General features: G+C 69.9%; 25 protein-coding genes, 2 tRNA genes and 3 pseudogenes. 18 read left to right on the top strand and 12 right to left on the bottom strand.

The genetic code is table 11. The annotated features are described in order from the left end of the window. The first annotated feature begins 5 nt into the window (after positions 1-5). From AB0B40_RS00405 to AB0B40_RS00385, 5 genes are all read left to right on the top strand, one after another. Positions 6-719: an ABC transporter ATP-binding protein gene (locus AB0B40_RS00405; RefSeq protein WP_345048283.1), complete on the top strand. Its 714-nt coding sequence runs from the start codon at positions 6-8 to the stop codon at positions 717-719. Next, entirely contained in the window at positions 706-1,368 is a 663-nt protein-coding gene (locus tag AB0B40_RS00400) for an ABC transporter ATP-binding protein (protein WP_345048285.1), read from the top strand. Before AB0B40_RS00405 ends, AB0B40_RS00400 begins: the two co-directional genes overlap by 14 nt. After that, positions 1,365-4,016, top strand: coding sequence for an FtsX-like permease family protein (locus AB0B40_RS00395; RefSeq protein WP_362261704.1), 2,652 nt, complete (start codon positions 1,365-1,367; stop codon positions 4,014-4,016). The genes AB0B40_RS00400 and AB0B40_RS00395 overlap by 4 nt, the downstream gene beginning before the upstream one ends. A gap of 153 nt (positions 4,017-4,169) precedes the next feature. Continuing rightward, positions 4,170-4,751 (top strand): hypothetical protein, encoded by a 582-nt coding sequence (locus AB0B40_RS00390; protein ID WP_345048287.1) that lies wholly within the window; start codon positions 4,170-4,172, stop codon positions 4,749-4,751. 137 nt (positions 4,752-4,888) lie between these two features. Beyond that, positions 4,889-4,964 (top strand) — tRNA-Arg (locus tag AB0B40_RS00385). A gap of 342 nt (positions 4,965-5,306) precedes the next feature. Here AB0B40_RS00385 and AB0B40_RS00380 read toward each other — a convergent pair. Both AB0B40_RS00380 and AB0B40_RS00375 read right to left on the bottom strand, forming a co-directional pair. After that, positions 5,307-5,483: pseudogene (locus tag AB0B40_RS00380) on the bottom strand (site-specific integrase); the annotation flags it as partial. Between the two features lie 28 nt (positions 5,484-5,511). Beyond that, positions 5,512-6,081 (bottom strand): hypothetical protein, encoded by a 570-nt coding sequence (locus AB0B40_RS00375; protein ID WP_345048304.1) that lies wholly within the window; start codon positions 6,079-6,081, stop codon positions 5,512-5,514. Between the two features lie 425 nt (positions 6,082-6,506). Between AB0B40_RS00375 and AB0B40_RS00370 the strand changes: the two genes are divergently transcribed. After that, the gene (locus tag AB0B40_RS00370; RefSeq protein ID WP_362261701.1) at positions 6,507-6,986 is read left to right on the top strand and encodes a hypothetical protein; all 480 of its coding nucleotides are present in this window, start codon (positions 6,507-6,509) and stop codon (positions 6,984-6,986) included. A 778-nt stretch (positions 6,987-7,764) separates the two neighbouring features. Then, a tRNA-OTHER gene (locus tag AB0B40_RS00365) sits at positions 7,765-7,839 on the top strand. Positions 7,840-8,354: 515 nt separating this feature from the next. Here AB0B40_RS00365 and AB0B40_RS00360 read toward each other — a convergent pair. Further along, complete coding sequence (locus AB0B40_RS00360; protein ID WP_362261698.1) at positions 8,355-8,855, bottom strand: hypothetical protein; 501 nt, start codon at positions 8,853-8,855, stop codon at positions 8,355-8,357. A gap of 171 nt (positions 8,856-9,026) precedes the next feature. Here AB0B40_RS00360 and AB0B40_RS00355 point away from each other — a divergent pair. From AB0B40_RS00355 to AB0B40_RS00340, 4 genes and pseudogenes are all read left to right on the top strand, one after another. Beyond that, positions 9,027-9,767 (top strand): annotated as a pseudogene (locus AB0B40_RS00355) (glycosyltransferase); the annotation flags it as partial. A gap of 70 nt (positions 9,768-9,837) precedes the next feature. Then, positions 9,838-10,365, top strand: coding sequence for a hypothetical protein (locus tag AB0B40_RS00350; RefSeq protein ID WP_345048308.1), 528 nt, complete (start codon positions 9,838-9,840; stop codon positions 10,363-10,365). Positions 10,366-10,463: 98 nt separating this feature from the next. Then, positions 10,464-10,703, top strand: a complete 240-nt coding sequence (locus tag AB0B40_RS00345) for a hypothetical protein (RefSeq protein ID WP_362261694.1) — start codon at positions 10,464-10,466, stop codon at positions 10,701-10,703. A 459-nt stretch (positions 10,704-11,162) separates the two neighbouring features. Next, positions 11,163-12,308, top strand: a complete 1,146-nt coding sequence (locus AB0B40_RS00340; RefSeq protein WP_362261691.1) for a hypothetical protein — start codon at positions 11,163-11,165, stop codon at positions 12,306-12,308. Between the two features lie 198 nt (positions 12,309-12,506). Here the strand turns inward: AB0B40_RS00340 and AB0B40_RS00335 are convergent, their stop codons facing one another. Together AB0B40_RS00335 and AB0B40_RS00330 are read right to left on the bottom strand one after the other, a co-directional pair. Then, positions 12,507-12,809 carry a putative quinol monooxygenase gene (locus AB0B40_RS00335; protein WP_362261688.1) on the bottom strand — a complete coding sequence of 101 codons (303 nt, stop codon included), beginning with the start codon at positions 12,807-12,809 and terminating at the stop codon, positions 12,507-12,509. 381 nt (positions 12,810-13,190) lie between these two features. Then, on the bottom strand, positions 13,191-14,153 hold the full coding sequence (locus AB0B40_RS00330) for a carbohydrate kinase (protein WP_362261686.1): 963 nt from the start codon (positions 14,151-14,153) through the stop codon (positions 13,191-13,193). Between the two features lie 247 nt (positions 14,154-14,400). Here AB0B40_RS00330 and AB0B40_RS00325 point away from each other — a divergent pair, with 247 nt between their 5' ends. From AB0B40_RS00325 to AB0B40_RS00310, 4 genes are all read left to right on the top strand, one after another. Then, positions 14,401-15,417, top strand: a complete 1,017-nt coding sequence (locus AB0B40_RS00325; RefSeq protein ID WP_345048316.1) for a sugar ABC transporter substrate-binding protein — start codon at positions 14,401-14,403, stop codon at positions 15,415-15,417. A gap of 128 nt (positions 15,418-15,545) precedes the next feature. Beyond that, positions 15,546-16,541 (top strand): ABC transporter permease, encoded by a 996-nt coding sequence (locus AB0B40_RS00320; RefSeq protein WP_345048317.1) that lies wholly within the window; start codon positions 15,546-15,548, stop codon positions 16,539-16,541. After that, complete coding sequence (locus tag AB0B40_RS00315) at positions 16,538-17,374, top strand: ATP-binding cassette domain-containing protein (protein WP_345048318.1); 837 nt, start codon at positions 16,538-16,540, stop codon at positions 17,372-17,374. The genes AB0B40_RS00320 and AB0B40_RS00315 overlap by 4 nt, the downstream gene beginning before the upstream one ends. A gap of 75 nt (positions 17,375-17,449) precedes the next feature. Beyond that, complete coding sequence (locus AB0B40_RS00310; RefSeq protein WP_345048321.1) at positions 17,450-18,472, top strand: LacI family DNA-binding transcriptional regulator; 1,023 nt, start codon at positions 17,450-17,452, stop codon at positions 18,470-18,472. Positions 18,473-18,756: 284 nt separating this feature from the next. On the opposite strand, the gene AB0B40_RS00305 is transcribed toward AB0B40_RS00310, so the two are convergent. The 4 genes from AB0B40_RS00305 to AB0B40_RS00290 all read right to left on the bottom strand — a co-directional run bounded on the left by AB0B40_RS00305 (position 18,757) and on the right by AB0B40_RS00290 (position 21,152). Then, on the bottom strand, positions 18,757-19,140 hold the full coding sequence (locus tag AB0B40_RS00305; protein WP_345048322.1) for a hypothetical protein: 384 nt from the start codon (positions 19,138-19,140) through the stop codon (positions 18,757-18,759). 79 nt (positions 19,141-19,219) lie between these two features. Beyond that, entirely contained in the window at positions 19,220-19,453 is a 234-nt protein-coding gene (locus tag AB0B40_RS00300; protein WP_161333586.1) for a hypothetical protein, read from the bottom strand. Further along, positions 19,453-20,718 (bottom strand): hypothetical protein, encoded by a 1,266-nt coding sequence (locus AB0B40_RS00295; protein WP_345048324.1) that lies wholly within the window; start codon positions 20,716-20,718, stop codon positions 19,453-19,455. Before AB0B40_RS00295 ends, AB0B40_RS00300 begins: the two co-directional genes overlap by 1 nt. Next, complete coding sequence (locus AB0B40_RS00290) at positions 20,715-21,152, bottom strand: hypothetical protein (RefSeq protein ID WP_345048325.1); 438 nt, start codon at positions 21,150-21,152, stop codon at positions 20,715-20,717. Before AB0B40_RS00290 ends, AB0B40_RS00295 begins: the two co-directional genes overlap by 4 nt. Before the next feature lie 192 nt (positions 21,153-21,344). On the opposite strand from AB0B40_RS00290, the pseudogene AB0B40_RS00285 reads away from it, so the two are divergent. Further along, positions 21,345-22,097, top strand: a pseudogene (locus tag AB0B40_RS00285) (slipin family protein); the annotation flags it as partial. Positions 22,098-22,113: 16 nt separating this feature from the next. Here AB0B40_RS00285 and AB0B40_RS00280 read toward each other — a convergent pair. After that, positions 22,114-23,427 carry an MFS transporter gene (locus AB0B40_RS00280; protein ID WP_362261679.1) on the bottom strand — a complete coding sequence of 438 codons (1,314 nt, stop codon included), beginning with the start codon at positions 23,425-23,427 and terminating at the stop codon, positions 22,114-22,116. An 82-nt stretch (positions 23,428-23,509) separates the two neighbouring features. Here AB0B40_RS00280 and AB0B40_RS00275 point away from each other — a divergent pair, with 82 nt between their 5' ends. Continuing rightward, positions 23,510-24,484 (top strand): DUF5937 family protein, encoded by a 975-nt coding sequence (locus tag AB0B40_RS00275; protein ID WP_362261676.1) that lies wholly within the window; start codon positions 23,510-23,512, stop codon positions 24,482-24,484. 89 nt (positions 24,485-24,573) lie between these two features. Next, positions 24,574-25,080 carry a glutathione peroxidase gene (locus tag AB0B40_RS00270; RefSeq protein ID WP_345048330.1) on the top strand — a complete coding sequence of 169 codons (507 nt, stop codon included), beginning with the start codon at positions 24,574-24,576 and terminating at the stop codon, positions 25,078-25,080. Between the two features lie 108 nt (positions 25,081-25,188). On the opposite strand, the gene AB0B40_RS00265 is transcribed toward AB0B40_RS00270, so the two are convergent. Both AB0B40_RS00265 and AB0B40_RS00260 read right to left on the bottom strand, forming a co-directional pair. Next, the gene (locus AB0B40_RS00265; protein ID WP_345048331.1) at positions 25,189-25,380 is read right to left on the bottom strand and encodes a DUF397 domain-containing protein; all 192 of its coding nucleotides are present in this window, start codon (positions 25,378-25,380) and stop codon (positions 25,189-25,191) included. 189 nt (positions 25,381-25,569) lie between these two features. After that, positions 25,570-26,427 carry a helix-turn-helix transcriptional regulator gene (locus AB0B40_RS00260; RefSeq protein ID WP_362261672.1) on the bottom strand — a complete coding sequence of 286 codons (858 nt, stop codon included), beginning with the start codon at positions 26,425-26,427 and terminating at the stop codon, positions 25,570-25,572. Between the last annotated feature and the right edge of the window lie 213 nt (positions 26,428-26,640).

Raw genomic sequence — 26,640 nt, 5'->3', positions numbered from 1 at the left:
GCACCATGGCGGACGACACGGTCCTCACCGCCCGCGAGCTCTACCGGTTCTACCGGGCCGGCGAGGAGGAGACGCTCGCACTGCGCGGGGTGTCCCTACAGGTGCGGCGCGGCGAGACGCTCGCGGTGGTCGGGCCGTCGGGGTCGGGGAAGTCGACGCTGCTGGCGTGCCTGGCGGGACTCGACGAACCCTCCGGCGGCGAGGTGCGCGTCAGCGGCGTACGCATCAGCCACCGGCCGGAGGCCGAGCGGGCCCGGGTGCGGGCCCGGCACATCGGGGTGCTGCTGCAGACCCGCAACCTGCTGCCCCATATGAGTGTCCGCGACAACATCCGCCTGGCCCAGCGGGCCCGCCCCGGCCGGCCCCCGCTCAACGCACAGGAGCTGCTCGGCCAACTCGACCTCGCCGGGCGGGCGCACGCCCTGCCCAGGCAACTGTCCGGCGGCGAACTGGCACGCGCCGGACTGGCCGTGGCGCTGGCCAACTCGCCCGACGTCCTGCTTGCCGACGAACCGACCGGCGAACTGGACGGCGAGACCGAGCAGGTCGTCCTCGCGCTGCTGCGTGAGCGGGCCGCCCAGGGCTGCGCCGTGGTGATCGTCACGCACAGCGCGGAGGTTGTCCGCGTCGCCGACCGGGTCGTCGGCCTGGCGGATGGAGTGACAGACAGTGCCGTGACGGCACCAGAACGGCAGGAGGCCCCGAATGCCACCGGATGAGCCCCTCGTCGTCTGCCGGAACGCGGCCCTCACCTTCGGCCGCGGGCCGCAGGCGGTCGTGGCCGTGCACGGCGCCGAACTGGAGATCGGACCCGGTGACCGGCTCGCGGTCGTCGGCCCCTCCGGATCGGGCAAGAGCTCCCTGCTGCACCTGCTGGCCGGGCTGGAGCAGCCCACCACCGGCACAGTGAGGCGGGCTGCCTCCTTGGGGCCGTACGACATCGGACTGGTCTTCCAGGGCGACAGCCTGATCCCCGCCCTGAGCGTGGCAGAGAACACCGCTCTCCCCCTGGTCCTCGCCGGCCGGCCGGAGGGCGAGGCCCGGCAGGCGGCCCTCGCGGCGCTCGCGCTGGTCGATGCCGCCGACCTGGCGGACCGGCTGCCGGAGGAGATCTCCGGCGGTCAGGCCCAGCGGGTGGCCGCCGCCCGGGTCCTGGCCCAGGCGCCGCGCCTGATCCTCGCCGACGAGCCCACCGGCCGCCTCGACCACACCACCGGCGCCCGGGTGCTGGACGCCCTGCTGACCGCCGCCGACCACACCGGCGCTGCCCTCGTCGTGACCACCCATGACCCAGCGATCGCCGCGCGCCTCACCGTCCGGCGCACCATGCGCGACGGCAGGCTGCTCGCACCAGAAGGGGTGTCATGATCACTGCCTGGACGCGGGGTCTCGCCCGCCATCGCACCGGACGTCTGCTGGCCGCCCTGGCCGGCATAGCGCTCGCGGTCGGCCTCGTCGCCGCGCTCGGCTCCTTCCTCACCGCGTCGAAGGCGACCATGACCCAGCGCGCCGTGCGCTCGGTCGCCGTCGACTGGCAGGTCCAGGTGCAGCCCGGCGCCGACCCGAACAGCGTGCTCTCCCTGGTCCGCAGCGCCCCCGGCACCCGCGCCGCCGTACCGGTCGGCTACGCCCGCACGAGCGGCTTCACCGCCCGCGTGCAGGGCAGCACCCAGACCACCGGCCCCGGCATGGCCCTCGGCCTGCCCGACGGCTACCGCGCCCTGTTCCCCGACGCGATCCGCACCCTCTCCGGCTCCTCCACCGGCGTCCTGCTGGCCCAGCAGACCGCCTCCAACCTGCACGCCGCGCCCGGCGACACCATCACCGTCCGGTTGCCGGGCGCCGGAACCCGTCAGGTGAAGGTGGACGGCGTGGTGGACCTGCCCCAGGCCGACTCCCTCTTCCAGACGGTCGGCGCCCCCAGCCAGTCCCAGCCGACCGCGCCCCCGGACAACGTCGTCCTGCTGCCCGCCGCCCGGTTCGCCGCGCTCACGCACGGCTCCACCGGCGCCACCACCCAGATCCACGCCGCCCGCGACACCACGCGCCTGCCCTCCGACCCGGCCGCCGCCTACACCGCCGTCACCGGCGCGGCCCGCAACCTGGAGGCCCGCTCCTCGGGTGCCGCCCTCGTGGGCAACAACCTCGGCGCCGCCCTGGACTCCGCCCGACAGGACGCCCTCTACGCCCAGATCCTCTTCCTCTTCCTCGGCGTCCCCGGCGCCGTCCTGGCCGCCGCGCTCACCGCCGCGGTCGCCTCCGCCGGGAGCGAACGGCGCCGCCAGGAGCAGGGCCTGCTACGGCTGCGCGGCCTGCGCCCGCGCCAGATCACCACGCTCGCGGGCCTGGAGGCCGCCCTGATCGGTCTCACCGGCGGCATGACCGGGCTGGGCATCGCCGCGCTCACCGGCCACCTCGCCTTCGGCAGTGCGTCCTTCGGAGCGGGCGCGAGCACCTGGGCCGCCTGGTACGGCATCGCCTTCGTCCTCGGTGCCGCCGTCGCCGCCGCAGCCGTCCTCTTCCCGGCCCTGCGCGACCTGCGCGCGGTGACCGTCGCCGAGACCCGCAAGGAAGCCGGCGCCCGCAGCACCCGCTCCCCCTGGTGGATGCGGTACGGCCTGGACTTCGCCGTGCTGATCTGCTCCTGGCTCGTCTTCCGCGCCTCCTCCGGCAACCAGTACGCCCTCGTCCTCGCCCCCGAGGGCGTGCCCAGCATCTCCGTGTCGTACTGGGCCTTCCTCGGCCCCGCCCTGCTGTGGATCGGCGCCGCCCTGCTGCTGTGGCGCCTGACTCTCCTCGCCCTCACGCACGGCCGCCCCGCCCTGGCCAGGCTTGCCCGGCCCCTGACCGCAACACTCGCCGGCACCACCGCCGCCACCCTCTCCCGGCGCCGCCGCCCACTCGCCCGCTCGGTGGTGCTGCTCGCCCTCGCCGTGTCCTTCGCCCTCTCCACCGCCGTCTTCAACGCCACCTACCAGCAACAGGCCGAGGTCGACGCCCGCCTGACCAACGGCGCCGACGTCACCGTCACGGAACCACCCGGCGCCCGTATCCCGCCCGGTGCCGCAGGCTCACTGAGGGTTTCCGGCGTACGCCATGTCGAACCGCTCCAGCACCGCTTCGCCTACGTCGGCCCCGACCTGCAGGACCTCTACGGCGTCCACCCCGACACCATCGCCCAGGCCACCTCACTGCAGGACGCCTACTTCGCCGGCGGCACGGCCCAGCAGCTCATGCGCAAGCTGGCCCAGCGCCCGGACAACCTGCTGGTCAGCGTCGAGACCGTCAACGACTTCCAGCTGGCCCCCGGCGACACCGTCAACCTGCGCATCCAGGACGCCCGCACCAAGGCCCTGCGCACCGTTCCCTTCCACTACGCCGGCATCGCCAAGGAGTTCCCCACCGCGCCCAAGGACAGCTTCTTCGTCGCCAACGCCTCCTACATCGCCAAGGCCACCGGCAGCGACGCGGTCGGCGCCTTCCTCCTCGACACCGGCGGCACCCACCAGAAGCAGATCGCCGCACAGCTGCGGGCCAAGCTGGGCACGGGCGCCACGGTCACCGACCTCACCCAGACCCGTGGCACCGTCGGCACCAGCCTCACCTCCGTCGACCTGGCCGGACTCACCCGCATCGAACTCGCCTTCGCCGTCCTGCTGGCCGCCGGCGCCGGCGGACTCGTCCTCGCCCTCGGCCTCGCCGAACGCCGCCGCACCTTCGCCCTCGCCACCGTCCTCGGCGCCAGGAGCGGTCAGCTGCGCGGCATGGTCCTCACCGAGGCCCTGCTGCTGGCCGCGGCCGGCCTGGCCGGGGGCGCGGCGATCGGCTGGGCTCTGTCCGAGATGCTGGTCAAGGTGTTGACGGGCGTCTTCGACCCACCGCCGAGCAGCCTGGCCGTGCCCGGTGCCTACCTCGCGCTCACCGCGAGCGCCGCCCTGCTCGCCGTACTGACCGCGGCCCTGAACGGCATCCGCCGCGCCCGGCGCCCCGCCGTGGAAGAGCTCCGGGACCTGTGAGCAGTCCGGACACGGAAGGGCCGTGCCGGTCACCCCGCCCCGGCCTACGCTGTCGACCATGGGTACGCCCGCCGCACCGCAGCCGCCTCCGCATCCTCGTCGTGGAGGACGACGACACCATCGGACGCCACCTGGAAACCGGCCTGCGCGGCAATGACTACGTCCCCACCTGGAGCCGCACCGGCACCTCGGCGCTCGCCGAGGCCATACGCACCGCCTACGACGCCGTTCTCCGCCTACCTCGACGACGGCACCACCACCCTCGTCCCTCTGCCCGTCCGCAAACTGGAACGCCGTGCCAGCGCCCACACCCACCGCTGGTACCACCTGCTCACCATCCTCTGTCCCCGCGGCCCGCACGAACACCGCGAACCCGTCGGCGTCACCACCACCCCCGGAGAACGCGACGAAGGCCAGAGCGACACAGAAACCGGCTTCCACCGCGCCGGGCACCTCCTGCAGATCCCCGACAACACCGCCGCCCACCAACACCTCTACGGCGGCCGCGAAGACACCGAAGCCGGCTTCTCCCAGTTCGACCGCTCCCTGTGGAACCGCCGCATGATCGCCTTCGGCGCAGAAGCCCAGAGCCTCGCCGTCCGCGGCTTCCTCCTCGCCCAGAACGCCACCAGCGCAGCCCGCTACGAGGAGACCCCACCTACTCCGACGCAGACTCTGGGGCCAGAGACCTCAGCCACAGCAACGAGAGGACACGCCGATCATGAACCGGGCTGAGACCTCAAGCCTCAGCCCCACCACCCCGGCCTGATCCGCTACCCTGTCAAGGACCGCCCTCGCCGGCGGTCCCACCCTTGCCACAGCGTGGGAGAATGCTCACCCAGAGTATTCACCAACGTTTTCCGCAAGGCCCTGCCTTCGTAGCTCAGGGGATAGAGCACCGCTCTCCTAAAGCGGGTGTCGCAGGTTCGAATCCTGCCGGGGGCACCAGGGAAAACGGCCCGGACCGATCATGGTCCGGGCCGTCTTGACGGCAGCACCTGACGGCAATCGCCTCTCAGCGAGCAGTGAACCGATTAACGCGCCGGCCTCACGACGTGTCCCAACGCGATGAGTCCGACGCCAACCGCGAGCAGCGACAGGGAACGGACGTTCCAGCTCACCAGCATGACCAGGGCGCCAGCACCCCACAGCCTGGGCTGCCGCACCAGCAGAGGGAGCCACCGGCCAGGCACCGGCCGAGTAGCAGCGCATGCACCCCCAGCACAGCCCAAACCATGGCCAGGACGGCCAGCATCAGAGCCACGGCTATGAACATCCCCACCCCCCGGCCAGCGACGCGACATTCCGTGTTATCAGTTCTTCCCGCACGGCCGCCGTGAGCGCTGTACGCAGCACCCGGTGCGCTTCCTTCGCGGTCGCGGCCGTGTGGGCGTTCTGTACTCGAGTGGTGAAGCGGCGCACGTCAGCGACGCTCAACGACTCCAGCCGCTTCGTGCCCAGCAGGGGGCTTCTTGCCTGTCCGCAGGCCCGATAGTCAACGCCGGGTGGCTTGCGAAAGGTCGCCCCTCCAAGGTGGTGGCCAGGGAACTGACTCCGCTATGCGCGTCCCTCGCACGCCGAGGCCGGCGCGGGCCAGTTTCAGGAAATCTTGCCGCGCCTGTCGGAAATCCTCGTACGCCTGGTCCCAGCCGCCCTGTTCTCTTGTCGGAAGCTCACGGGCCAGCCACTCCAGATGCCACAGGCAGTGGTTCAGCCTGACAGCGGCCGTGTTCGTCTCGACGTCGCCCAGCAGCCACACCGTCTCCGCGAGTGCCGAGCGTTGCACCTCAGCCTCCGCCACTGCGGCGAGAACCTCTTCAGTGGGCTCCAGCGGCGCGGCTCCGCTCGCAGCGATGCCCTTGGCGACCGCGATCCGCCGGTAGCGGTGCGCGAGTTCCTTCACAGCGTGGGCGTACTCGGCATACGCGCTCAGACGCCGCTCATCCCACCGGACGGACTGCTCCCGGCGCCATCGTGCCTTCTCTACGATCATGGTTGTCGCCATCGACAGGACGGCGCCCAACGCCACGCCGACCAACGTCGCCAGTTGACCAGTCAGACCCATGAGTGCTTCATAACCCAGCCGCCCAAGCGGCAATCGCAAGCGATTCCATCGCCGCGGTCCGTCAGTTGACCGGCTACTGATCGCAGTCGCCCGGCACTTGCCACGCCTGTCGAGAGTCCACCGGTCTTCGGGGCTTTCCCTGCCGACGGCCGGGGGACGGCACGGGCCATCCTTCAGGCGCCGCCGATATGCGCGGGCAGCCCCGTGGGGACGAGATCGAGCTGTACGAGTTGCTCCAGACCCTCGATCGCACTCGTCGCGCGGGTCGGACTGGACGGAGTACCGGAACGCCATGAGCCCAGTGAGACCGTACTGAGGTGACGGCTATCGGTACACGTGAGCCTGCGTCACAATTCGCGACGACATATTCACGCCACCTCCACATCGGTGGACGATTGCCCGATCAACCACGCCGGGGAGGCGCCATGTTGTTCGATCGAGACCCCGAGAAGGCCGCCGAGCGCGCGGCAGCCCGCGAGGAACGCCGCAGCCAGCGCAGGGCCGCAGCTGACAAGCGCGCCCAGGAGCACCTCGACCTGAAGCTTTGGAGGGAGTGCCACCCTGCCGAGGTCACTCTCAACCAGGCATGCCTCTTGCGATCATGGCTTTCGTCGAAGATGGGACAGACCAGCATGGGACCGGTCCGTGGTGGTCGGGCCGAGTTCATCAATGCTGGCGCGCACAAAGGATGGACGGCCACCCGGCTGATCGCAGGTGCTGCAACGCTGGGGGCGTCGGCCGCGGTGACGGGCCGGAAGAACAAGGGCGCCGCAGTGATCAATTTGGTGTGCGGAAACGGCGCCGCGCAAACGTACAAGGTGACGCCCGAAGCGACGACGCTGCGGGCTGCAAACCAGTACGTGACAGCCTTCAACGCTCTCGCCGAGCAGCTCGACGCGGAGTAGCGCAGACGCGCGCGGCCTCGTTCGGGTGTCCGGGCGGCGTCGTCGTCATGTGGTGGGGCAACACTCCGTGCAGGCCGTCTGCCGCACGCGCTCCGCCTCATCGTCCGTGCGACGCACGATCAGGCACGGTTCGATGCCTTGCGCAGCGTTGCCTGCGCGGCCGGCCCGGGGTCTGAGGCCGCCACAGCCCCACGGTCACCCGTAGAGGCAGCACGTCCGTCCGTCTGGACATGAACCGCGCGGACATCACCGACGGCGACGGCGAACCTTACCCGTCTTGCGGATCTGCCGAGCAAAGATCTTGCCCGACTCAATGAGGTACCGCCCTCCATCAGACGTCCTCACCTCTATCTCCAAGATCCGGCGCTGAAGACGCCGGGGTAGGAGCGGGTACATGTCGCAGCGTCTCTGTCTCCAAGAGGTGATCGATGCAAGTGGGAACAAATAGATGTTGCCGCGCTTGTCGCTGTAGTACAGAGTCCGATCGGTAAGGACGAAATCTCGGTCAGGCGCGGGGAGTAGGCCGATCTCGTCCGCCGAGGCACCCTCGGGAGGCATCGGTTCCTGACGGACGAGGTCGCCAGCGCTACTTGCGACGGGCGTCTCTCCCTGCCGAAAGCGATCTCCGAGCGCCCGAGTCCTGTCGGCCCGCCATCGTGGCTGGCTGTCATCAGCTGAGGCTCGTGCCACTGCCGTGCCAGATATGGCGGTGAGCCACGGTCAACGGGACTGCGTAGCCTAGCGGTTGAGTTGCTGCGATTGTCACCGGGCATCGAAAGCCCGGGACACCGGCCCAACCCACCAGCCTCTCTCCAAAAGCAGGTGTCGCAGGTTCGAATCCTGCCGGGGGGCACAGAGGAAAGGGCCGGTCCAGGAGGGTTTCCCTTCCAGGCTGGCCCCTTGTCGTTCCCGGCGCCGTGCCACACGCGTGCCACTACGTCCGCCTCACCGGCTTGGGCGGCCCACCCGTACACGGACAGCAAGGCACACAACAGCAGGCCCGCCACGACTGACTGGCGTCAACGACCAGATCGAGGAGATCGAGTGAGAGGGGTGGCACCTGGACCACCTCGCAGTTGGTGAGGGAAAGCTCTCACCGGGGAGCGGATCGCGATCGTGTGCCTCTTCCGGCGAGCCTCCGGAATACGCCACTCAGGCGGGGCGGCCGCATCTCCTCAGCCCGTCGCTCCTTACCCGCGAGACCGCGCAGCCGAGATGAGCCGCTGTCTGGCGGTCGCGCTCTGGGCTCAGTCCTGCCCACGGCCAGTTCAACGGCGCAGCATCGGCAGCGAGTTCGGGTAAGCGCAGGGCGACAAGGTGTCCTCCTCGTCGCCCTTCTGTGACGTGAGGAGGACACCCTATACGTGGTCAGACCTTGTTGATTCGCCAGGCGATCATGCCTTTCGAGCCGGGATTCCCCCGGACGTCAAGCCGAAGCGAGTCTCTGGCAGTGAACCGCTCGAAGACCACGGAACCGTCGCACGGAACAGGCTTCTTCGAGCCCACGCCGGGCGGGGTGAAGGCGATTTCTGCGCTTCCTTTCCCGGCACACGCCACAGTCACCTTGTAGATGGCGCCGTTGCCCAGATCAGGTTGCGTGTGTACGCCGTCGGAGACGCGTTCCACACCGGACTCGACCATCGAACTGCCGCGGCTCGTCACGGCGTCGAGGGCGGATTGAACCTGGGTCGCAAGCTTCTTCTCGGTCTGCGCCTCGCTGCTCCAGTGGGCAGCAGAGGGTGAGGCCTTCTGATCGGGTGTGGAGTCGTGGTCCGATGTGCATGCCGTAAGGAAGAGGGCGGGCACGAGAGCGCAGCCGAGGAGCCAGCGGGGCCGGGACATCATGAGGACGTTTCCCAGTACCTCCATCCGGTCTCCTTCGTAGGCAGCGTCGCCGTGCCGCTGTCGACCAGAGTCCCGCCGTTGCATCCGTCCCCCCTGCACCGGTACTTCTCCCACGGCACCTTGTAGCCCCACGAACCGTACTGCAGATGCCCGTACTTATCCCGGGCTGTCTTGGTGCCGTTCCACCAGGACGGTATGTGGTCGTTCGTCTTCTTCGTGATCTCTATCCGCGTCTGGGGACCGTCACAGAATTGCCCCCTCATCCCAGCCCGCGGCTTCATGCTCGCACCACCCGGTACGCGGCATCGGATCCCGACCGGGCTCGGTCTGCTGCCCGTCGCCGGCAAGTGCCTCGAAGGCTCCGCGTTCGCTCGCTACGTCCAAGCACTGCGCGGGGCCCTCGCTGCCGCGGTCGATCCCGCACAGACCGTCGTCCTCCACTTGCAGCACCTCGTTCGGCGCCACCCCGGCTCTCATCCGCGCCCTGCCCACACACCCCCGGATCGCCCTCGTAAACGGCACAGACCTGCTCTCGCCGAAACGCACCCAGACCAGCTCCATGTGCTGCGCAAGACGGCGAGGGCTGCCGACGCCATCGTGGTCCCCACCCACGCGATGGCCGACCGCCTCCTCAAGCTCGCCCCGCAGCTCGAACGCCGGAAGATCGCCCACATCCCCTGGGGCATCCCCGACCGCCTGCTCGGCAGCCGCCGGCCCGGCCTGCGCGCACCTCCCCCAGCCGCCTTCGGCTTCTGTTCGCAGGACGCCTGACCGCAGAAAAGGGGCGTCGAGGCCCTGATCAAAAGCCTGGCTCCCGTGCCCGGCGTCGAGCTGAGCCTCGCGGCGCCCAGAGCCCAGTTCCACGCACTGGCCCCGCTGCTGCAACGAGCCGTCGTACGAGCGCGCTACCTCGGCCGGCCGCGCCGCCCACAGCTGCCGGACGGCGCTGACCGTGACGACGGCCTGTGGCCGTGCGGCGCACCACGCATGTGACCACACTGGGATCATGGAAGACCGGCCTCCCGCACACAGGCCGCTCACGCCGCACGCGGATGCCGCGGAGCGGCGGGATTACACGGGTGCCGTGTACGGCTCGCTGCTCGCGGCCTCGGTCGTGGTGGGGGCGGGGGCCGGCTCGCTCGGTTCCCTCCCTCGGCTGGAGCTCGTTCTCCTGCTGCTGGGCACCGGAGTGGTGTTCTGGGCGGCCCACGTGTTCGCCCGGCTGTTCGGGCAGCGGATCATGTACGTGCCCGTGAGCGCGAGGGAGATCCGGCGAGCGTGCGTTGCCGAGTGGCCCATCGTCAAGGCGGCCCTCCCGCCGGCCGTGGCGGTCGCCGTCACACCCCTGCTGGGCATCGGCCCGAGAGGGGCTCTGTGGCTGGCCCTGGGCGTGGCGCTGGCCGGTCATGTCGGCTGGTCCACGGTCGCCGCCGTGCGTGCGGGAGCTTCCCGCCGCGCAGTGGTGACCACCGGGGCCGTCAACCTGATGCTCGGGCTGCTCATCGTCCTCCTCAAGGTCGCCGTCACGCACTGACGTCGGCGCCGCTCGATGCGCTTGATCAGCTCTCTCGGCCTCGGCAGGCACACTCCTCCGCCGAGTGCAACGCTGAAGGTGCACCGGTCCGCTTCCGGATGCGGAAGGGAACGGACAGGGCCGACACCATGCGGGAGTACGGCCTCACCCTGGCCAAGGCGCTGGAGCAGGATCCGTACCCGCTCGCGCCGTTGAAACTGCACTATCTGCGCTGGGTTCTCTTCGGCGACGACACGCGCTTCATGTACCAGGGGATCTTCGACACGCCCCCACCGCTGGCGGCCTCCTCAACGCAGCCGACGTGGGCACCGGCGTCTGCCTCGGCGCCGGAGCACTGACCCGCACCGTGGCCCTGCCGCAACTCGTACCGTTCGCGATCGGCCTGCTGCTGCGCCGCTACACCACGCCCACCGCGATGTCAGGAAACGGCATCGTCTGAACGCATGCTGATCACAACTCGTTCGAAGCCGCGCCGCATGGTGACCACAGCGGCTGGCCGCCCTGGCGCTCGGCTCCGGTGAGGCGAGGATCTCGACCTGCACATGGAACGGGCCGCGGTTCGCTTCCCGGGCGGCGACTACTGCCGGGCTCTGCCCGAGTCCGACGCGCTCGTCGACGCTTTCCCCGCACCTTCACCCCGCCGGGCCCACCGGCGAAAAGGCGCGCTTCTGCCGTGTTCAGGTCGCGCACTGTCACGCCGAGCCGGGCCGGGTGACGAGGCCAACCCAGTGAACCTTGCCGGTCACAGCACTAGGCTGCCAAAGGTGTTGCATGGGCGTGAGGACGGGGAGCAGCGCATGGACGACCTGTTGGACACACTGAAGCAGTGCGCTGATCGGCTGGTCCGTTATCGCGGCCTCGGACGCCGGGTGGGTGAGCAGAACACGAAAGCCGGTCTCATCGAACCAGTGATCGCCGCCCTGGGCTGGGACGTGCTGGACCCCGAGGAGGTGCACCGCGAGTACCGACGGCGGACGACCGACAACCCCGTCGACTACGCACTGATCCTCAGGCGCATGCCCCGGCTGTTCATCGAAGCGAAGGCGATCGGGGAGAACCTCGACGACCCGCGCTGGGCGAACCAGACGATCAGCTACGCAGCAGTCGCGGGTGTGGAATGGGTTGCGCTGACCAACGGGGCGGAATGGCGCGTGTACAACGCTCATGCTCCGGTTCCGGTCGAGCACAAGCTGTTCCGCACCGTGCGGATCGCTGACGACGTCGGCGCTGCCTTCGAGCTGTTGTCCTTGCTGAGCAAGGACAACATGCGCGACAACCGCATCCAGGAGCTGTGGCGCAGCTTCTTCGTCGACCGCGAGGTCAACCTCGCTCTCAATGACTTGTTCGCCTCCGGTGAGCCTCCCAGAGAACTCATCGCTCTGCTCTCCAAGCGCGCGCCGAAGTTGCCCCACGCGGACCTCCGGGCGAGCCTGCAACGGGTACGCGCCACCTTTGACTTCCCCCGCGCCGGGGTCGCTCCAGTGGTCACCGCGCCTTTGGCGGCCCCGGTCCCGGCACCTCGGCCGGCCGAACCCTCGTCTGCCGAATCCTCCGTCCCCACGTCCCCAGCGTCGAGGCGACCACCTGTGACGAGATCGCGGAAGGTAGCGGTCAGCGAAGATGAGAGGCAAGTGGGCTTTGAGGAATTGATGGCCGCCGGCAGGGTGACCCCCGGGGCGGCCTTGCACGGTGACTACATGGGGCAACGACACACCGCGACCGTGTTGGCCACTGGCCAGATCCGCTACCAGGAGAAGGTTTACCCCTCGCTGTCGGCTGCCGGGCGAGCGGTCAAGCTCCACGTCAGAGGCCGCAATATCCCTGAGTCCACCTTGTCCACCGACGGGTGGGACTTCTGGCGTACGACAGACCCGGTCTGCGGCGACGAAGTATCCCTGAAGACACTACGGCGTCGTGTGGTCCACGCCCAGCGTGACCAGTGAGAGTCCTACCCCTGAGAGATGCCCTTCGCGCTTTGACCGGCTGACTGAACGCTCACGGTCCACCCCGCGCAAGAACGAGACCCTGGCCCAGCCGGGCCGCCACCGGCCGCGCCAGCCGGGCGCGGCAGAGCACGGCTGACCAGCAAAGCGGAGCGTGGCGGGCCGTTCCGCCACAACTGCGCCGGTGTTCAGGGCCCGTCACGGATGTGTGGCCAGCGGATCGAGGAACGTCAGTACGGAGGCGTCCTCCTCGATCAACGGGGTGAGGGCGGCGTTGAACGGGGCACCGTACGGGGCGTCCAGGTGGGTCTTGAAGGCGTCCTCGTCCCGGTAGACCTCGAAGATCCAGTATCCGCGCGGGTTCGCCGCCTTGGTGTAGACGTCGAAGGCCAGGTTGCCTTCCTCCTCCCGCACCTTCAGGGCGTAGTCCCGGACCAGGCGGGCGACCTCGTCCTCCGCTCCCTCTCGGGCGGTGAACTCGGCGAGCAGGGTCTTCTTCACGGTTTCGTGTCCTTGTCTGTGAGCGGAGCCGAGGTGCCAGGGCGACGGTCCTGTCCGGATTCACCGAGCCGATCCCCTCGCGTGCGGGCATGCCGGGTTCCGCGTACAGGGCTCAGGATGTCTGTCCCCTTGTCCCCCGGCCATCCGCGTCCCCCGGCCATCCGCGTTCCCCGGGCCATCCGCGTCCCCCGGGCCATCCGCGCAGCGGTGACTTCGGCCCCGGCGCGGACGGACCGAAGCCCCGGGCCGAGGCCGGCGTGCACGCCACCGACCACCGTCGACTCGATGTCATCGATGACATCGAGTGTCCGATTATGAAGCGCGATCCGGCGGGCGCGTCAAGGTTCAGGCGCGATCGCTCCGGTGCGGACCGACGGACCATCAGGCGTCGCCGACGGTCGCGAACTGCGCCAACTGGTTCGGCCACGGCGGGTTGGGGCCGGCAGCCGAGCAGGTCAGGGCCGCGACCTGCGCGGCGAACAGGCAGGCTGCCTCGACTTCGCCGAGACGCAGGTCCGTCAGCCTGCCGCCGAGGAGTCCGTGGGTGCCGAGGTGGTGCAGCAGTCCCGCGGTGAAGGAGTCACCCGCACCGACCGTGTCGACGACCGGCGTCGCCACCGCGGGCACCTGCACCCGCTCCCCGTCGAGTGAGGCCAGGGCGCCGTCGGCACCGCGCGTGATCACGACCAGCCGCGCACCGGCGGCATGCCAGATGTCGCACGCCTGCTCGGGCGGGGTTCCGGGCAGGAGGAGTTCCAGGTCGTCCTCGCTCAGCCGCAGTACGTCCGCGAAGGCACACCAGTGCGCCAGCCGGGAGCGGTAGACCTCGGGGTGCACCAGGAGCGGGCGGACGTTGGGGTCGACGCTGATCGTGGCCCGAGGCGCGGCGGCCGCCAGGAAGTCCTCCACCACGGCCGCCCCGGGCTCCTTGACCAGGGCCAGCGAGCCGGTGTGCACACAGGCGGTGTCGGCCAGGTCCACCCCGGCCAGTTCCTCGCCCGTCCACTGCCAGTCGGCGGTGGCCTGGGCGTGGAAGGAGAACGCGGCCCGGCCCTCGGCGTCCGGTTCGGCGACGGCCAGCGTGCTGGGCTCGGCGGCGGCGACGGCGTACGACAGGTCGACGCCGGACGCCTCGAGACGGGCCCGGAACAGACGGCCGAACACATCGCCGGACAGGCGTGCCAGGAAGCGGGCCGGGGTGCCCAGCCTGGCCAGGGCCACCGCCGTGTTCGCGGGTCCGCCACCGGGCAGCACCCGCAGGGCGAGCTCATCCGGGACGCTTGCGGGTTCGGCGAAGGCGTCCGCGACGCACTCCCCCAGGACGGTGATCTGACGCGGGCTCATGGGCTGCTCTTCTCTCGGAATGCGCGGACGGAAACAAGCACGTCCCGGGCAGCCGGTGAGCGGCTTCGGGCGGGCGACGGCCGCGGGCGTTGCCGATTTGTGACAGGCGTAAGGCATTGACGTTGCCGGGGAACGGAGTCCATCATCCTCGCCAAGCAGTGTCAACGATGACATAGGTCAACGATGACACCGAGGGACGGCATGCCCCGATGTCGGCCGTTCGCCCGCAATCCCGCAGGAGTCGTTCATGTCACGCATCTCTCGTCTGCCCTCCCCCCTGCTCAGAGCCGCTGCCTGCACGGGTGTTGCAGCCCTCGCCCTGACCGCCTGTGGATCCGGATCGGGATCGGGCACCGCGAGTACCGGATCGGGCAGCGTCAAGGTCGGTCTGATCACCAAGACCGACACCAACCCGTTCTTCGTGAAGATGAAGGAGGGCGCGGAGAAGGCCGCCAAGGAGAACGGCGCCCAACTGTCCACCGCGGCGGGCAAGTTCGACGGAGACAACGCAGGTCAGGTCACGGCCATCGAGAACATGGTCGCCGCCGGCGTGAAGGGCATCCTGATCACCCCGAGCGACTCCAAGGCGATCGTGCCCGCGATCCAGAAGGCCCGCGCCAAGGGTGTCCTGGTGATCGCCCTGGACACCCCGACCGAGCCGCAGAGCGCGGTCGACGCCCTCTTCGCCACCGACAACCTCAAGGCCGGCCAGCTGATCGGCGAGTACGCCAAGGCCGCCATGAAGGGCAAGACGGCGAAGATAGCCGCCCTCGACCTCGCGCCGGGTGTCTCCGTCGGCGTCCAGCGGCACAACGGATTCCTGAAGGGCTTCGGCGCCACCGACAAGGACGTCGTGTGCGCCCAGGACACGGGCGGCGACCAGGCCAAGGGCCAGACCGCGATGGAGAACTGCCTGCAGAAGGCGCCCGGCATCAACGTCGTCTACACCATCAACGAACCGGCGGCCCTGGGCGCGTACACCGCGCTGAAGGCCAAGGGCCGGGAGAAGGACGTCCTGATCGTCTCGGTCGACGGCGGCTGCACCGGCACCCAGGCCGTCAAGGACGGCAAGATCGCCGCGACTTCGCAGCAGTACCCGCTGAAGATGGCCGCTGAGGGCGTCAAGGCCGTCGTGACGTACGCCAAGGACGGCAAGAAGGCGTCCGGTTACACCGACACCGGCGTCACGCTGATCACCGACAAGGCGCAGGACGGGGTCACGTCGAAGGACACCGCCTACGGCCTGGACAACTGCTGGGGCTGAGCCGCTCAACCGGCCCTCGCCGCAGTTTCCTACCCCCTCAGCGGGGCGGCCGGCCCCACCTCCCCGACCGGGGACGGCCGCCCCCTTGTCCTCCCACCGGGACCTCTGTCTTCCGACAAGGACTTCGCATGACAGCCACGACCACGCCGTACGCCGAGCTCAAAGCGCCGACCACGGCCCGCAGACTGCTCACGGCACCGACCACCGGCCCGCTGGTCGCCCTCCTTCTCGCCTGCGCCTTCTTCGCCCTCTCGACCGACCAGTTCCTCACCGGCGGCAACTTCTCCCTGATCGTGCAGCAGGTGATGGTCGTCGGCACCCTCGCCATCGGACAAACCCTGATCATCCTCACCGCGGGCATCGACCTGTCCTGCGGAGCCGTGATGGCGTTCGGCAGCATCGTGATCGCCAAGATGGCCGCCGAGGGCTCCCTGCCGCCGCTCGTCGCCATCGCGCTGGGCATAGCGGTCTGCGCGGGCTTCGGCCTGCTCAACGGGCTGCTGGTGCAGAAGGTCCCGCTGCCGCCGTTCATCGTCACCCTCGGCATGCTCAACGTGGCGTTCGCGCTGACCCACATCTACTCCGAGGAGCAGACGGTCACCAACCTGCCCGGCCCGCTGACGGCGCTCGGGCAGACCTTCCCGCTCGGCCACACCGACATCACCTACGGCTCCCTGGTCACCATCGCCCTGTTCCTCCTGCTCGCCTACGCGCTGAGCAGCACCGGCTGGGGCCGGCACGTCTACGCCCTGGGCAACAGCCAGGAAGCGGCGCGGCTGAACGGTATCCGCACCTCCCGGCTGACGATCGGCATCTACACCCTGGCGGGTCTGCTGTACGGGATCGCCGCCCTGCTGCTCATCTCCCGCACCGGAGTCGGCGACCCCCAGGCGGGACAGACCGACAACCTCGACAGCATCACCGCCGTGGTCCTCGGCGGCACCAGCCTCTTCGGCGGACGCGGATCGGTCCTGGGCACCTTCATCGGCGTCCTCATCGTCGGCGTCTTCCGCAACGGCCTCCAGCTGATGGGCGTGGCCTCCATCTACCAGACCCTGATCACCGGTGTCCTGGTGATCCTCGCGGTGACCGTCGACCAGATCTCCCGGAAGAAGGCCCGATGACCGCCACCACTTCCCCCACGCCCGTTCTGCAGGCCCGTGGTCTGGTCAAGCGCTACGGCCACGTCACCGCCATCGACGGCGCCGACTTCGACCTGCTCCCCGGTGAGGTCCTCGCCGTCATCGGCGACAACGGTGCCGGCAAAACCAGCCTGATCAAGGCCCTCACCGGCGCGGTGGTCCCCGACGCCGGCGAGATACGCCTCAACGGGGAGCCCATCACCTTCTCCGGCCCGCAAAGTGCCCGCGCACACGGCATCGAGACGGTCTATCAGGACCTCGCCGTGGCGGCCTCCATGGACATCGCCTCGAACATGTTCCTCGGGCGTGAGCTCCGCCGCCCCGGAGTGCTCGGCAGTGTCTTCCGCATGCTGGACAAGAAGCGGATGCGGCAGGAGGCCGCCGAGCACATGGCCGACCTGAAGATCGGCCTGCGGTCGCTGACGCAGTCGGTGGAGACGCTCTCCGGCGGACAGCGGCAGGCCGTCGCGGTCGCCCGTTCCGTCGCCTGGGCGAGCAGTGTGGTCGTCATGGACGAGCCCACCGCAGCCCTCGGCGTCAAGGAGTCCGGTCAGGTCCTGGACCTCATCCGCCGCGTTCGCGACAAGGGCATGCCGGTCGTCCTGATCAGCCACAACATGCCCCACGTCTTCGAGATCGCCGACCGGATCCACGTCCACCGGCTGGGCCGGCGCGCTGCCGTGATCAAGCCGTCCGACTACTCCATGGCCGAGGTCGTCGCCATCATGACCGGCGCGCTCAGCATCGACGAGGCCGGAGATACTGTCGTAGCGGATTCCAAGGCCGCGAAGGCTGCCGGAGTCCAGGCCACCTGACGGCACAACCCAGCTCTCGCAGTTTCCGGCCGAGGCCGCGGCCGGAACCGAGAGCCCTCAGGAGACGGTTTCTCCATGGCAGCGAACCGCCGCCCCACCCTGGCCGACGTCGCCCGTGAAGTCGGCGTCAGCGCCAAGACGGTCTCCCGAGTCCTCAACGAGGACGGACCCGCCTCCGCGCAGACCAGGGAACAGGTTCTGGCCGCAGTGGCCAGGCTCGGGTTCCAGCCGAACCTGATGGCCCGCAACATCCGCGTCGGCGGCCCGGACACCACCATCGGCCTGGTCATTCCCGACCTCGCCAACCCCTTCTTCGGAGCCGTGGCCCGCGCCATCGAGGACACCGTCCGCGACCGCGGACTGACCCTGCTCATGGGCTCCTCCGCGGACGACCCCGATCGCGAACGCGCCCTGACGGACAAGTTCCTCGCCCGGCGGGTCAGCATCCTGATCGTCGTTCCGTCCGTCGGCGCCGACCACTCCCACCTCAGGTCCCACCGCTCGGCGGGACTGCCCGTCGTCTTCCTCGACCGCCCCGGAGCCGGCCTCGCCACGGACAGCATCGTCAGCTCCAACCGCGCCGGAGCCCACGACGGCGTCGCCCACCTCATCGCCCACGGCCACCGGCGCATCAGCTTCGTCGGCGACCTGCCCCCGAAGCTGTACACCCGCCGTGAACGTCTGGCCGGCTACCGCTCCGCGCTGCAGGAGGCCGACATCCCCTACGACCGCTCACTCGTCACCAACGCCCACGACCAGCGGGGCGCCGAGGCCGCGACCGCCCAACTCCTCGCTCTGGCGGATCCCCCCACTGCCCTGTTCGCCGGCAACAACATCATGGCGCTGGGCATCGTCGCCGAACTGGCCCGCAGCAAGCGCAAGGACGTCGCCGTCGTCGCCTTCGACGACGTATCGCTGGCCGAGGCGCTCGAACCGGCCCTGACCGTCGTCGCCCAGGACGCGGAAGAACTCGGCAGGACGGCGGCGACCACGGCGCTGGCACGACTCGACGGCGACCGCTCCCGCGCCCGCACCGTCACCGTTCCCACACGGCTGATCGTCCGAGGCTCGGGAGAGCAACCCGTGCCCAAGCCGTAGGCGGTCTGCCCTGCCGGACGACCAGCAGGCGGCTCGCCGAGAAGACGGTGGCCGAGGCGCTGAATCGGGCCCGGCAGGAGCGTCAGTGAGCCTGACAGCCCTGTCCTGCCACTCCCGAGAGCAGGCCCCCCGAAGCCGGCCGCGCGTGGGAGGCCGTCGCCCTGGGCACTGACAACGGGATCCGCCAGTGATCCACGCCTTCCGGCCCCGGCCCGTGCGGCCCGTACCGCCGCCTCACCGGCTGGGCGGACGAGCGCCCAGCCGGGTCAGTGGTCGGGTGGCCCCTACGCGCCCGCCGCGTACACGGCGCCGATCGCGATCATCAGGACCGTCGCCGAGACCGCGATCCATGTCATCGCACCCTTGCTGGCCTTCGTCAGCGGGTCCTCGACCCACCGGTGGTAGTCCCGGGTGATCGTGCCGCGCACGGGGGCCAGTATGAGGGGGAACATGATCAGGACCGCCGCATAGAGATAGAGGGTCTCGGGCAGCGTGCTGTGCTGAGCCAGGCCCCGCGCGCCCAGGGCGACGATGCCGATGACCGGCATCCAGAACTGCCTCTTCCGGTATTTCGGGATCTGGATGATCCACTGCATCGCGGCGAGGTTGAGGATCGTCGCCCCCGCCGCGATGAGGATCCAGACGCTGGTGGACAGCGACAGGAACATGGGCAGTCCTAGAAGAGTGAGTCCCAGGGGAACGAGCAGAAAGGGGCGGTTCCGGGGCTCGGACGCCACGGGGCGCCGGTCAGCTTGCGCTCATGCCTCGTTCCGGCCACTGCGCTCGCTCGTCGTACACGGCGTTGATCTTCCGGGACGCCTTGAGGAAGGTGTAGTCGACGTCGCCGTCGTCCGGTTGGGCCGTCCGCGTGTACGTGTTCATGATCAAAAGCCGCGTCATCTCCGCGGGGTCCTCACCGAAGGAATAGCGGATGACCATCCCGTCCTCGGACTCTTTCCTGAAGTAGACGAGGGACGCCATCACCACTCACCTTCGAAGTCCTCGCGCTTGTTCAGCGGAACCTTGCTCTGCCAATTGTAGTTTTCGTTCGCGACCCGGTGCGCCTCCTGGTAGGTGGCTCCGGGATGCTCGCGCAGATAGCTCAGTTCGGTCAGCTCGTGCTCCAGCAGGACGTGGTCCTCGGGCAGCGCGTTGCCGGAGCGAAGGCGGATCCAGGCGTCCGCGATCTCGGCGTCCGCGTCGAACTTCCGGACCACGACCTGGCCCGTCTCGTAGTCCTCGATCGGGTGCTCGGTGTCGAAGACGTGCTTCTTGATCGCACCGATCTCCTCCTCGGAGAACCCCGTCGATCCGTTCGCGCGCGGCACGCCCTCCGTGTTGCGGCTGATCGCCTGGATGTCACGCGGGCTCTGCAGGAAGTCGTCGTAGGCGGCTTCCGCCCAGCGCGTCTGGGCCGGGTCGTCGAGGATGTCGCGCGGGCGGCGGCGGGCGCCGGTGAGCCATTCGTCGTTGAAGCGGGGGGCCGGCACCGTGGACAGGCCGTCCAGGTCCGTGCCCACTCCCAGGAACAGGTTGCGGACACCGCCCGCGCCGACCGCGGCCTCGACACCCCCGGCCCCGGCACCCAGGACACCGCCGAACGCCATGCCGGTGAGCGCGGAGTCGCTCGCCTCGTCCAGGCTGAACCCGCCCTGCAGCCCCGCGGCGATCTTCATCGGCTGTGCGACGGCCAGGTCGACGGTGACCGACTCGACACCCGCGATGGAGGCCGTGGCGAGCGTGGTGCCCGCGATGGTGGCGATCTCCGTGGAGACCGTGACACCGAGTGTGGCGGCGAGCTCGACGACACCCGCGGTGGCCGCCGCCGCGGCGGCTTCCGAGATACCGGCGGTGAAGACGGCCAGTGCGGTGCCGGCGATGATGGTCGCGCCGACGATCTCCAGTTCGTGCTCCAGCCGCTTGGTGGCGGAGTGCACGGCATCGGCGTACTTGTCGAGCGCCCTGGCCATGTCCCGGGCGCCGTCGGCCAGGTCCTTCAGCCAGCCATGGCCGTCGTGGTAGTAGCGTCGCCAGAACGGGTCGTCGAAGGCGCTGATCGCCTCGCCCTTGTTGTGCTCGATGATGCCGCGGGCCGACTTGTTGGCCGCGACCAGCACGTCCTCGACGTCGTCGGCGAAGTCCCGCCACGCCTTGGCCGCGTCCCGCAGCCCGTCCTCGTCGGCGGCGGGCCACCACATGCCGGTGACGTCCTGGATGATCTCCTTGGCCTTGTCCGCGGCGCTCACTTGGCGGCGTCACCGCCCTTGACGTCGATCCGGGAGAACATCGAGCGCACGAGGTGCTCGTTGTCGATGTGGCCGTCGGCCATGTCGGCCATGGCGTCGTGGATGCTCTCAAGGCCCTGGGAGAGGATGCCGGCGGCGTTCTCCATCTTGGTCACCAGCGGGCCGTAGTGCCCGTGGAACTCGGTGCCCTGCTCGTCGTCACCCCAGGGCGAACCGGCCGCCTGAAGCGCGGTCTTGAGCTTCGTGAGCGCCTTGGCCAGGTCCGTGCCGTGGGTGTGGAAGTGCGGTGCGGTCGCCTTGAGGTCGGCGATCTTGATCTGGAGTATCTCGCCGCTGCTGTCGCCGCTCATGGCCTCGTCCGTGTCCCCTCCGTCGGCGCGCCGGTCCACCGATCCTAGATCGATCAAGGTGGGGCGGATCCGGGTGACGCTCAAGCAGGGGTAATGCTTTGGCCAAGGGCCGGACAGGCGCGTGGGGTTGGCATAGCGGCGCACCCGTCCGCGGGGTTCCCGCGCATGAGCGACGGCCGCCGGTTTCTTTACGTTTCCCTGATGCGCCGGCCGGATCCGCCGGGGCCGCGCCCGGTGTCCTCCCCGGTGTCGGTTCGCGACGGAGAGGGGAGTGCCATGGAAGGCACTGTCGTGGCAGTGGTGATCGTCGTCCTGCTGCTGCTCGTGCTGAAGAGCGGGATGCGGGTCGTCAACCAGGTGGAGCGCGGGGTCGTCTTCCGGTGGGGCAAGGCGCTGCCCAGCCACCGGCAGCCGGGCATCACCTTCCTGATCCCGTTCGCCGACCGGATGCGCAAGGTGAACACCCAGGTCGTGACCATGCCGGTGCCCACCCAGGAGGGCATCACCCGGGACAACGTGTCGGTGAAGGTCGACGCCGTCGTCTACTTCCGGGTCATCGATCCGGTGCGCGCGGCCATCGAGGTGCAGGACTACGTCTTCGCCGTCGGCCAGGTCGCCCAGTCCTCCCTGCGCTCCATCATCGGCAAGAGCGATCTGGACGATCTGCTCAGTGACCGGGAGCGGCTGCACGAAGGGCTGGCGCTGATGATCGACAGTCCCGCCGCGGGGTGGGGCATTCACATCGACCGGGTCGAGATCAAGGACGTGCAGCTGCCCGAGTCCCTGAAGCGGTCGATGTCGCGGCAGGCCGAGGCCGAGCGTGAGCGGCGGGCCCGGGTCATCACCGCCGACGGTGAGTTCCAGGCCGCGCAGCAGCTCGCCAACGCCTCGCGGATCATGTCGGACACGCCGGAGGCCATGCAGCTGCGCCTGCTGCAGACCGTCGTCGAGGTGGCCGCGGAGAAGAACTCCACCCTCGTGATGCCGTTCCCCGTCGAACTGCTGCGGTACTTCGACCGGGCGGTGCAGAAGATCGACGGTGAGATCAGGACAGCGAGCGTTCCGGCGCAGAGCCCGCAGGGCCGGCAGGGCCCGCAGCAGGACTCACAGAGCCCGCAGGCCCCGGAGAGCCCGCAGGTCCCGCAGAGCCGGCCCGCTCCGCCCGTCCAGGCCGCCCAGGCCGATCCCCGCGAGGACGCGGCAGAGACCGGCGGGCAGCCGTAGCCAGCGCCAGGGTCACGACCACCGAGCCCGCCGCCATCGCGGTGATCGCCGCGGCGGGCGAGGTGAGCTGGGCCACCGCGCCGGCCAGCGACGCGCTCCCGCCCTGCAGGGTCAGCATGCCGGCCGAATGCAGTCCCAGCGCGTGACCGGCGAGTTCGTCGGGGGTCAGCTCCATCAGGCGTTCCTGCTGAATGAGGCTCGCGCCGAAACCGGCGGAGGCCACCGTCACACAGGCCGCAGCGACGGGCACCGACGGATGGACGCAGAACACCAGGTACGGCGTCGCCAGAAGGAGCAGCAGCGGGATGGCCAGGCGCGCGCGTACGGCGGCGGGAAGCAGGCGGCCGACCGTCACGTCCCCGGCGAACATGCCGAGCGCCCCGCAGGCGAACAGGGTGCCGGCCGCGTGGGGGGCGTACGACACGAAGAGCGACTCGCAGCCGACGACCATGCCGTTGGGCAGCCACAGGCCCAGGTAGGTGAGGCGGCGCGGCCTGGACGACCACAGCAGGGCGTTGGTGCGCCAGGTCACCGACGGGGACGTGCGGCCCGTGGCCCGGGGCGGGCGCGTGGTCAGGCCCAGGCGCAGGACCAGCGCGGCGGTCAGGTACAGGGCCGCCGCGAGGAGCAGGCAGGCGTGCGGGGACAGGACGGTCAGCAGGGCACCGCCGGTGGCGAACCCGGCGATCTGCATCAGACCGCCCATCATGTTGAACAGTGAGCGCCCCGTCAGATAGCCCTCTTTGGCGAGGATCTCGTTCAGCAGCCCCCAGCGGATCCCGCCGCCGAGGGAGGCGACCAGGCCCAGGGTGAGGACGACGGCGAAGACCGCGCCGACCGGCAGTCCGGGCAGCGCCTGCACCGCCGTACCGGCCGCGAAGGCCAGCGCGATCGCCGGCAGGGCGGTACGCGGGGGCAGCCGGTCGGCGCCGGAGAGCAGGAAGGTCGCGCCCAGCACCTGGGCGAGCGAGGGGCCGAACATGCTCACCGCCGACAGCAGCGGGGAGCCGGTCGCGCGGAACACCAGCGTGCCGAGGGCGAGTCCGCCGACGGTCTGCGCGGCGGTCTGCGCGGCCGAGCCGAAAAAGAGGGGGGCGAACTCGGGGGTGCGCAGGAGGGTTCGGTAGGTGGCCATGCGGGGAGTCTCGGTGGCCCGGCGCGGGCTCGATATTGTTTCGCGGTGGCGCGAAAGGCCGTGACGTCCGGGGGAGGTTCCGGTGGGGTGGTGGCAGCTCAACGCGGACACTCTCGCCCGCAGCCGGTTCGTGGTCTCCCCGCTCGCCGAGACCTTCGCCTGTCTGAAGCTGCTGCACGCGGGCGAGGGCGCCCATCCCGGTGAGCAGGGGTGGCTGCGCACCCACCTGCCCGCCTACCGCGCGTGGCTGGCGGCCGAGCCGGTGACGGCACAGCTCGTGCGGGCCGGGCTCGGCCGGGAGTGGATCGCCGACTTCCTGACCCCGGCCCCCCGCGACGGGGAGGCGTTCGCGGAGGAGGTCGACCGGATCCGTTCGGTGGCGCCCGACGCGGCCCGCGCTCATGTGCGCACCTCCCTCGCCGGTCCGCTCCCCGCCGAGCTGGACCGGGACGACCTGCCCGAGCGGGCTGCCGTACTGCTGGAGCGGGTGTGGGAGGAGACCGTACGGCCGTACTGGGGACGGCGTCGGCGGGTGCTGGAGGCGGATGTGGCGGGGCGGGCCGCGCAGGTGAGCGGGGGCGGCTGGGTGAGCGCGCTGGACGCGCTGCGGCCGGGACGCACGCGGTGGCTCGGTGAGAACCGGCTCCAGATCAACCTGCACGAGTATCCGCCCCGCGAGATCTCCGGGGCGGAGCTGCTCTTCGTACCGGTGACCCCGCAGCGGCACGGCTGGGTGTCCTGGGACGAGGGCGAGCGGTACGCGGTGGTCTATCCGTGCGCCGGTGTCCTCGCCGACGTCGCCGGCCGGGCCGTTCCGGCGAGCCTCGGCGCGCTGCTCGGGGCCGCCCGGGCGGGGGTGCTGGTCCTGCTCGGCTCGCCCATGAGCACCAGCCACCTGACCGCCGTGACCGGCCAGGGGCTCGGCTCGGTAGGGCGCCACCTGAAGGTGCTGCGGGACGCGGGGCTGGTGGAGCGCCGACGGGCCGGGCGTTCGGTGCTGTACGCGCGGACGGCGGCCGGTGACGTCCTGGTCGAGGCCGGGCGGAGGGAGCGGTGATGTGCCGGGCGAGGCCGGCAGCGGTATCGGTGACGTCCTGGTCGAGGCCGGGGAGCGGGGCCGGAACCGGGCGGGGCTAGCATCCGGGCATGACGACTACTGACCACAACGGCTCCCCGCTGGACATCGAGATCGGGGCCCTTCAGGGCGGTTCCGCGGATCTCCCGCGGTTCGCGGGCAAGGCCGTGCTCATCGTGAACGTGGCCTCCAAGTGCGGCCTGACCCCCCAGTACTCCGGGCTGGAGAAGCTCCAGGAGCGGTACGCCGAGCAGGGCTTCACCGTGCTGGGCGTGCCCTGCAACCAGTTCCTCGGGCAGGAGCCCGGCAGCGCCGAGGAGATCGCCGAGTTCTGCTCGGCGACGTACGGCGTGACCTTCCCGCTGACCGAGAAGGTGGAGGTGAACGGCGAGGGCCGGCACCCGCTGTACGAGCGGCTCGTCGGTTTCGCCGACGCCGAGGGGCACACCGGGGACATCCGCTGGAACTTCGAGAAGTTCCTGATCGGCCGGGACGGCCGGGTCGTGGCGCGGTTCTCGCCGCAGACCGAGCCGGAGTCGGCCGAGGTCGTCGCCGCGATCGAGGGCCAGCTCGGCTGAGCGGACCCGGAAAGGCGGAGAGCCCTCTCGGCAAGGACGGCGACCGGTCGAGAGGGCCCTTCTGGTGGTGCTTGTGCAGTTGTTCCAGCCAGGGTCAGAGGGAACCCCTCACGCCTTGACCGAGGCCACGAAGGCGTTCCACGCGTCGGCGGGGAAGGCCAGGACCGGTCCCTCGAGGGTCTTGGAGTCGCGGACGGCCAGCTCGGCGTCGGTGGGCGACTTGACCTCGACGCAAGCGCCGTTGCCCGCGGAATAGGAGGACTTCATCCACGTCTCCGAAGCGCCCTGAATCAGTGCCATGTCCACTCCTGTTGCGAGTTGCGGTAGTGCGGTTCACGCCAACCATGTCGTCTGATTGGCGTGATCGACGCTACCGGGCAACTGCTCCTGGCGGAGGAGCCGTTCACTCGACCGGATGGCATATTCCAGGTGAGCCTTCCACTGGAGTGGGCCGACGGTGTACGATCCGGCGCTCTCTGTGACCCGGGCTCAATCTGCGTACTGTTTCGCCATATCCGAGATGAATTGCCGGGATGCTTCCACATTGAGGGACTGTGCCCGCAAGTGCTCGTACATCACGGCGTACTTCTGCACGTCCTGCGCCTTCTCCAGGTACAGGTCGCTGGTGACGCCCTCCAGGTACACCACGCTGGAGTCGGCCGCGTCGGCGAACTCCAGGATCGCGTACTGGCCGTTGAGCCCCGGGTGCGCGCCCACCTCGAAGGGCAGCACCTGCACGGTGACGTGCGGCAGCTGGGACATCTCGATCAGGTGCTCCAGCTGTTCCCGCATCACCGGTCTGCTGCCCACGACCCGGCGCAGCGCGGCCTCGTCCAGCACGACCCACAGCCGGAGCGGGTTGTGCTCGGCGGTGATACGTTCCTGTCGCCGCATCCGCACCTGCACACGCTTCTCGATCTCGGCCGTCGACGTCTCCGGCAGCGCACCCTGCACCAGCGCCTCGGCGTAGGCGCGGGTCTGCAGCAGGCCGGTCACCAGCTGCGGTTCGTACACCCGCAGCGACTCCGCGTCGGTCTCCAGGCCGATGTACACGCTGTACGGGATGTCCCCGAAGGTGTGCCACCACCCCTGCTGCCGCGAGTCCCTGGCCATTTCCATCAGCGAGTCGACGATCCGCTGGTCCTCGACCTCGTACACCCCGCACAGGTCGCGCACGTCGCGCTGGCTGATGCTTCTGCGGCCGTTCTCCAGCCTGCTGATCTTCGACTGCGACACGAGCAGCCGCTCCGCCACCTCTTCGGCCGTCATGCCCTTGAGTTCGCGGAGCCTGCGCAACTCCTGGCCCAGCCGGCGCCGCCTGACGGTCGGATTCACATTGGACGCCACGGGACGTGCACCTCCGGCTGCATGCCTGTCACTTAACACTTTCCGTATCTGCTGTTGAGCAGACTGCCACCAAGGTGCTTTCTACCGCTGGGAAACGACGGATATGCGGCCCCCCTCGAACACGCGGACCTCGGACGCAGCCGAGCGGGGCGGGGTGGCCACAAACGTCTAAACGCCCCCCACGGACCCCCCCCTACCGCACCGCGTGTGATG

The sequence above is a fragment of the Streptomyces sp. NPDC042638 genome, from assembly GCF_040647235.1.
GTDB classification, from domain to species: Bacteria; Actinomycetota; Actinomycetes; order Streptomycetales; family Streptomycetaceae; genus Streptomyces; species Streptomyces rameus.
This window is presented reverse-complemented; position numbering and strand designations above follow the sequence as displayed.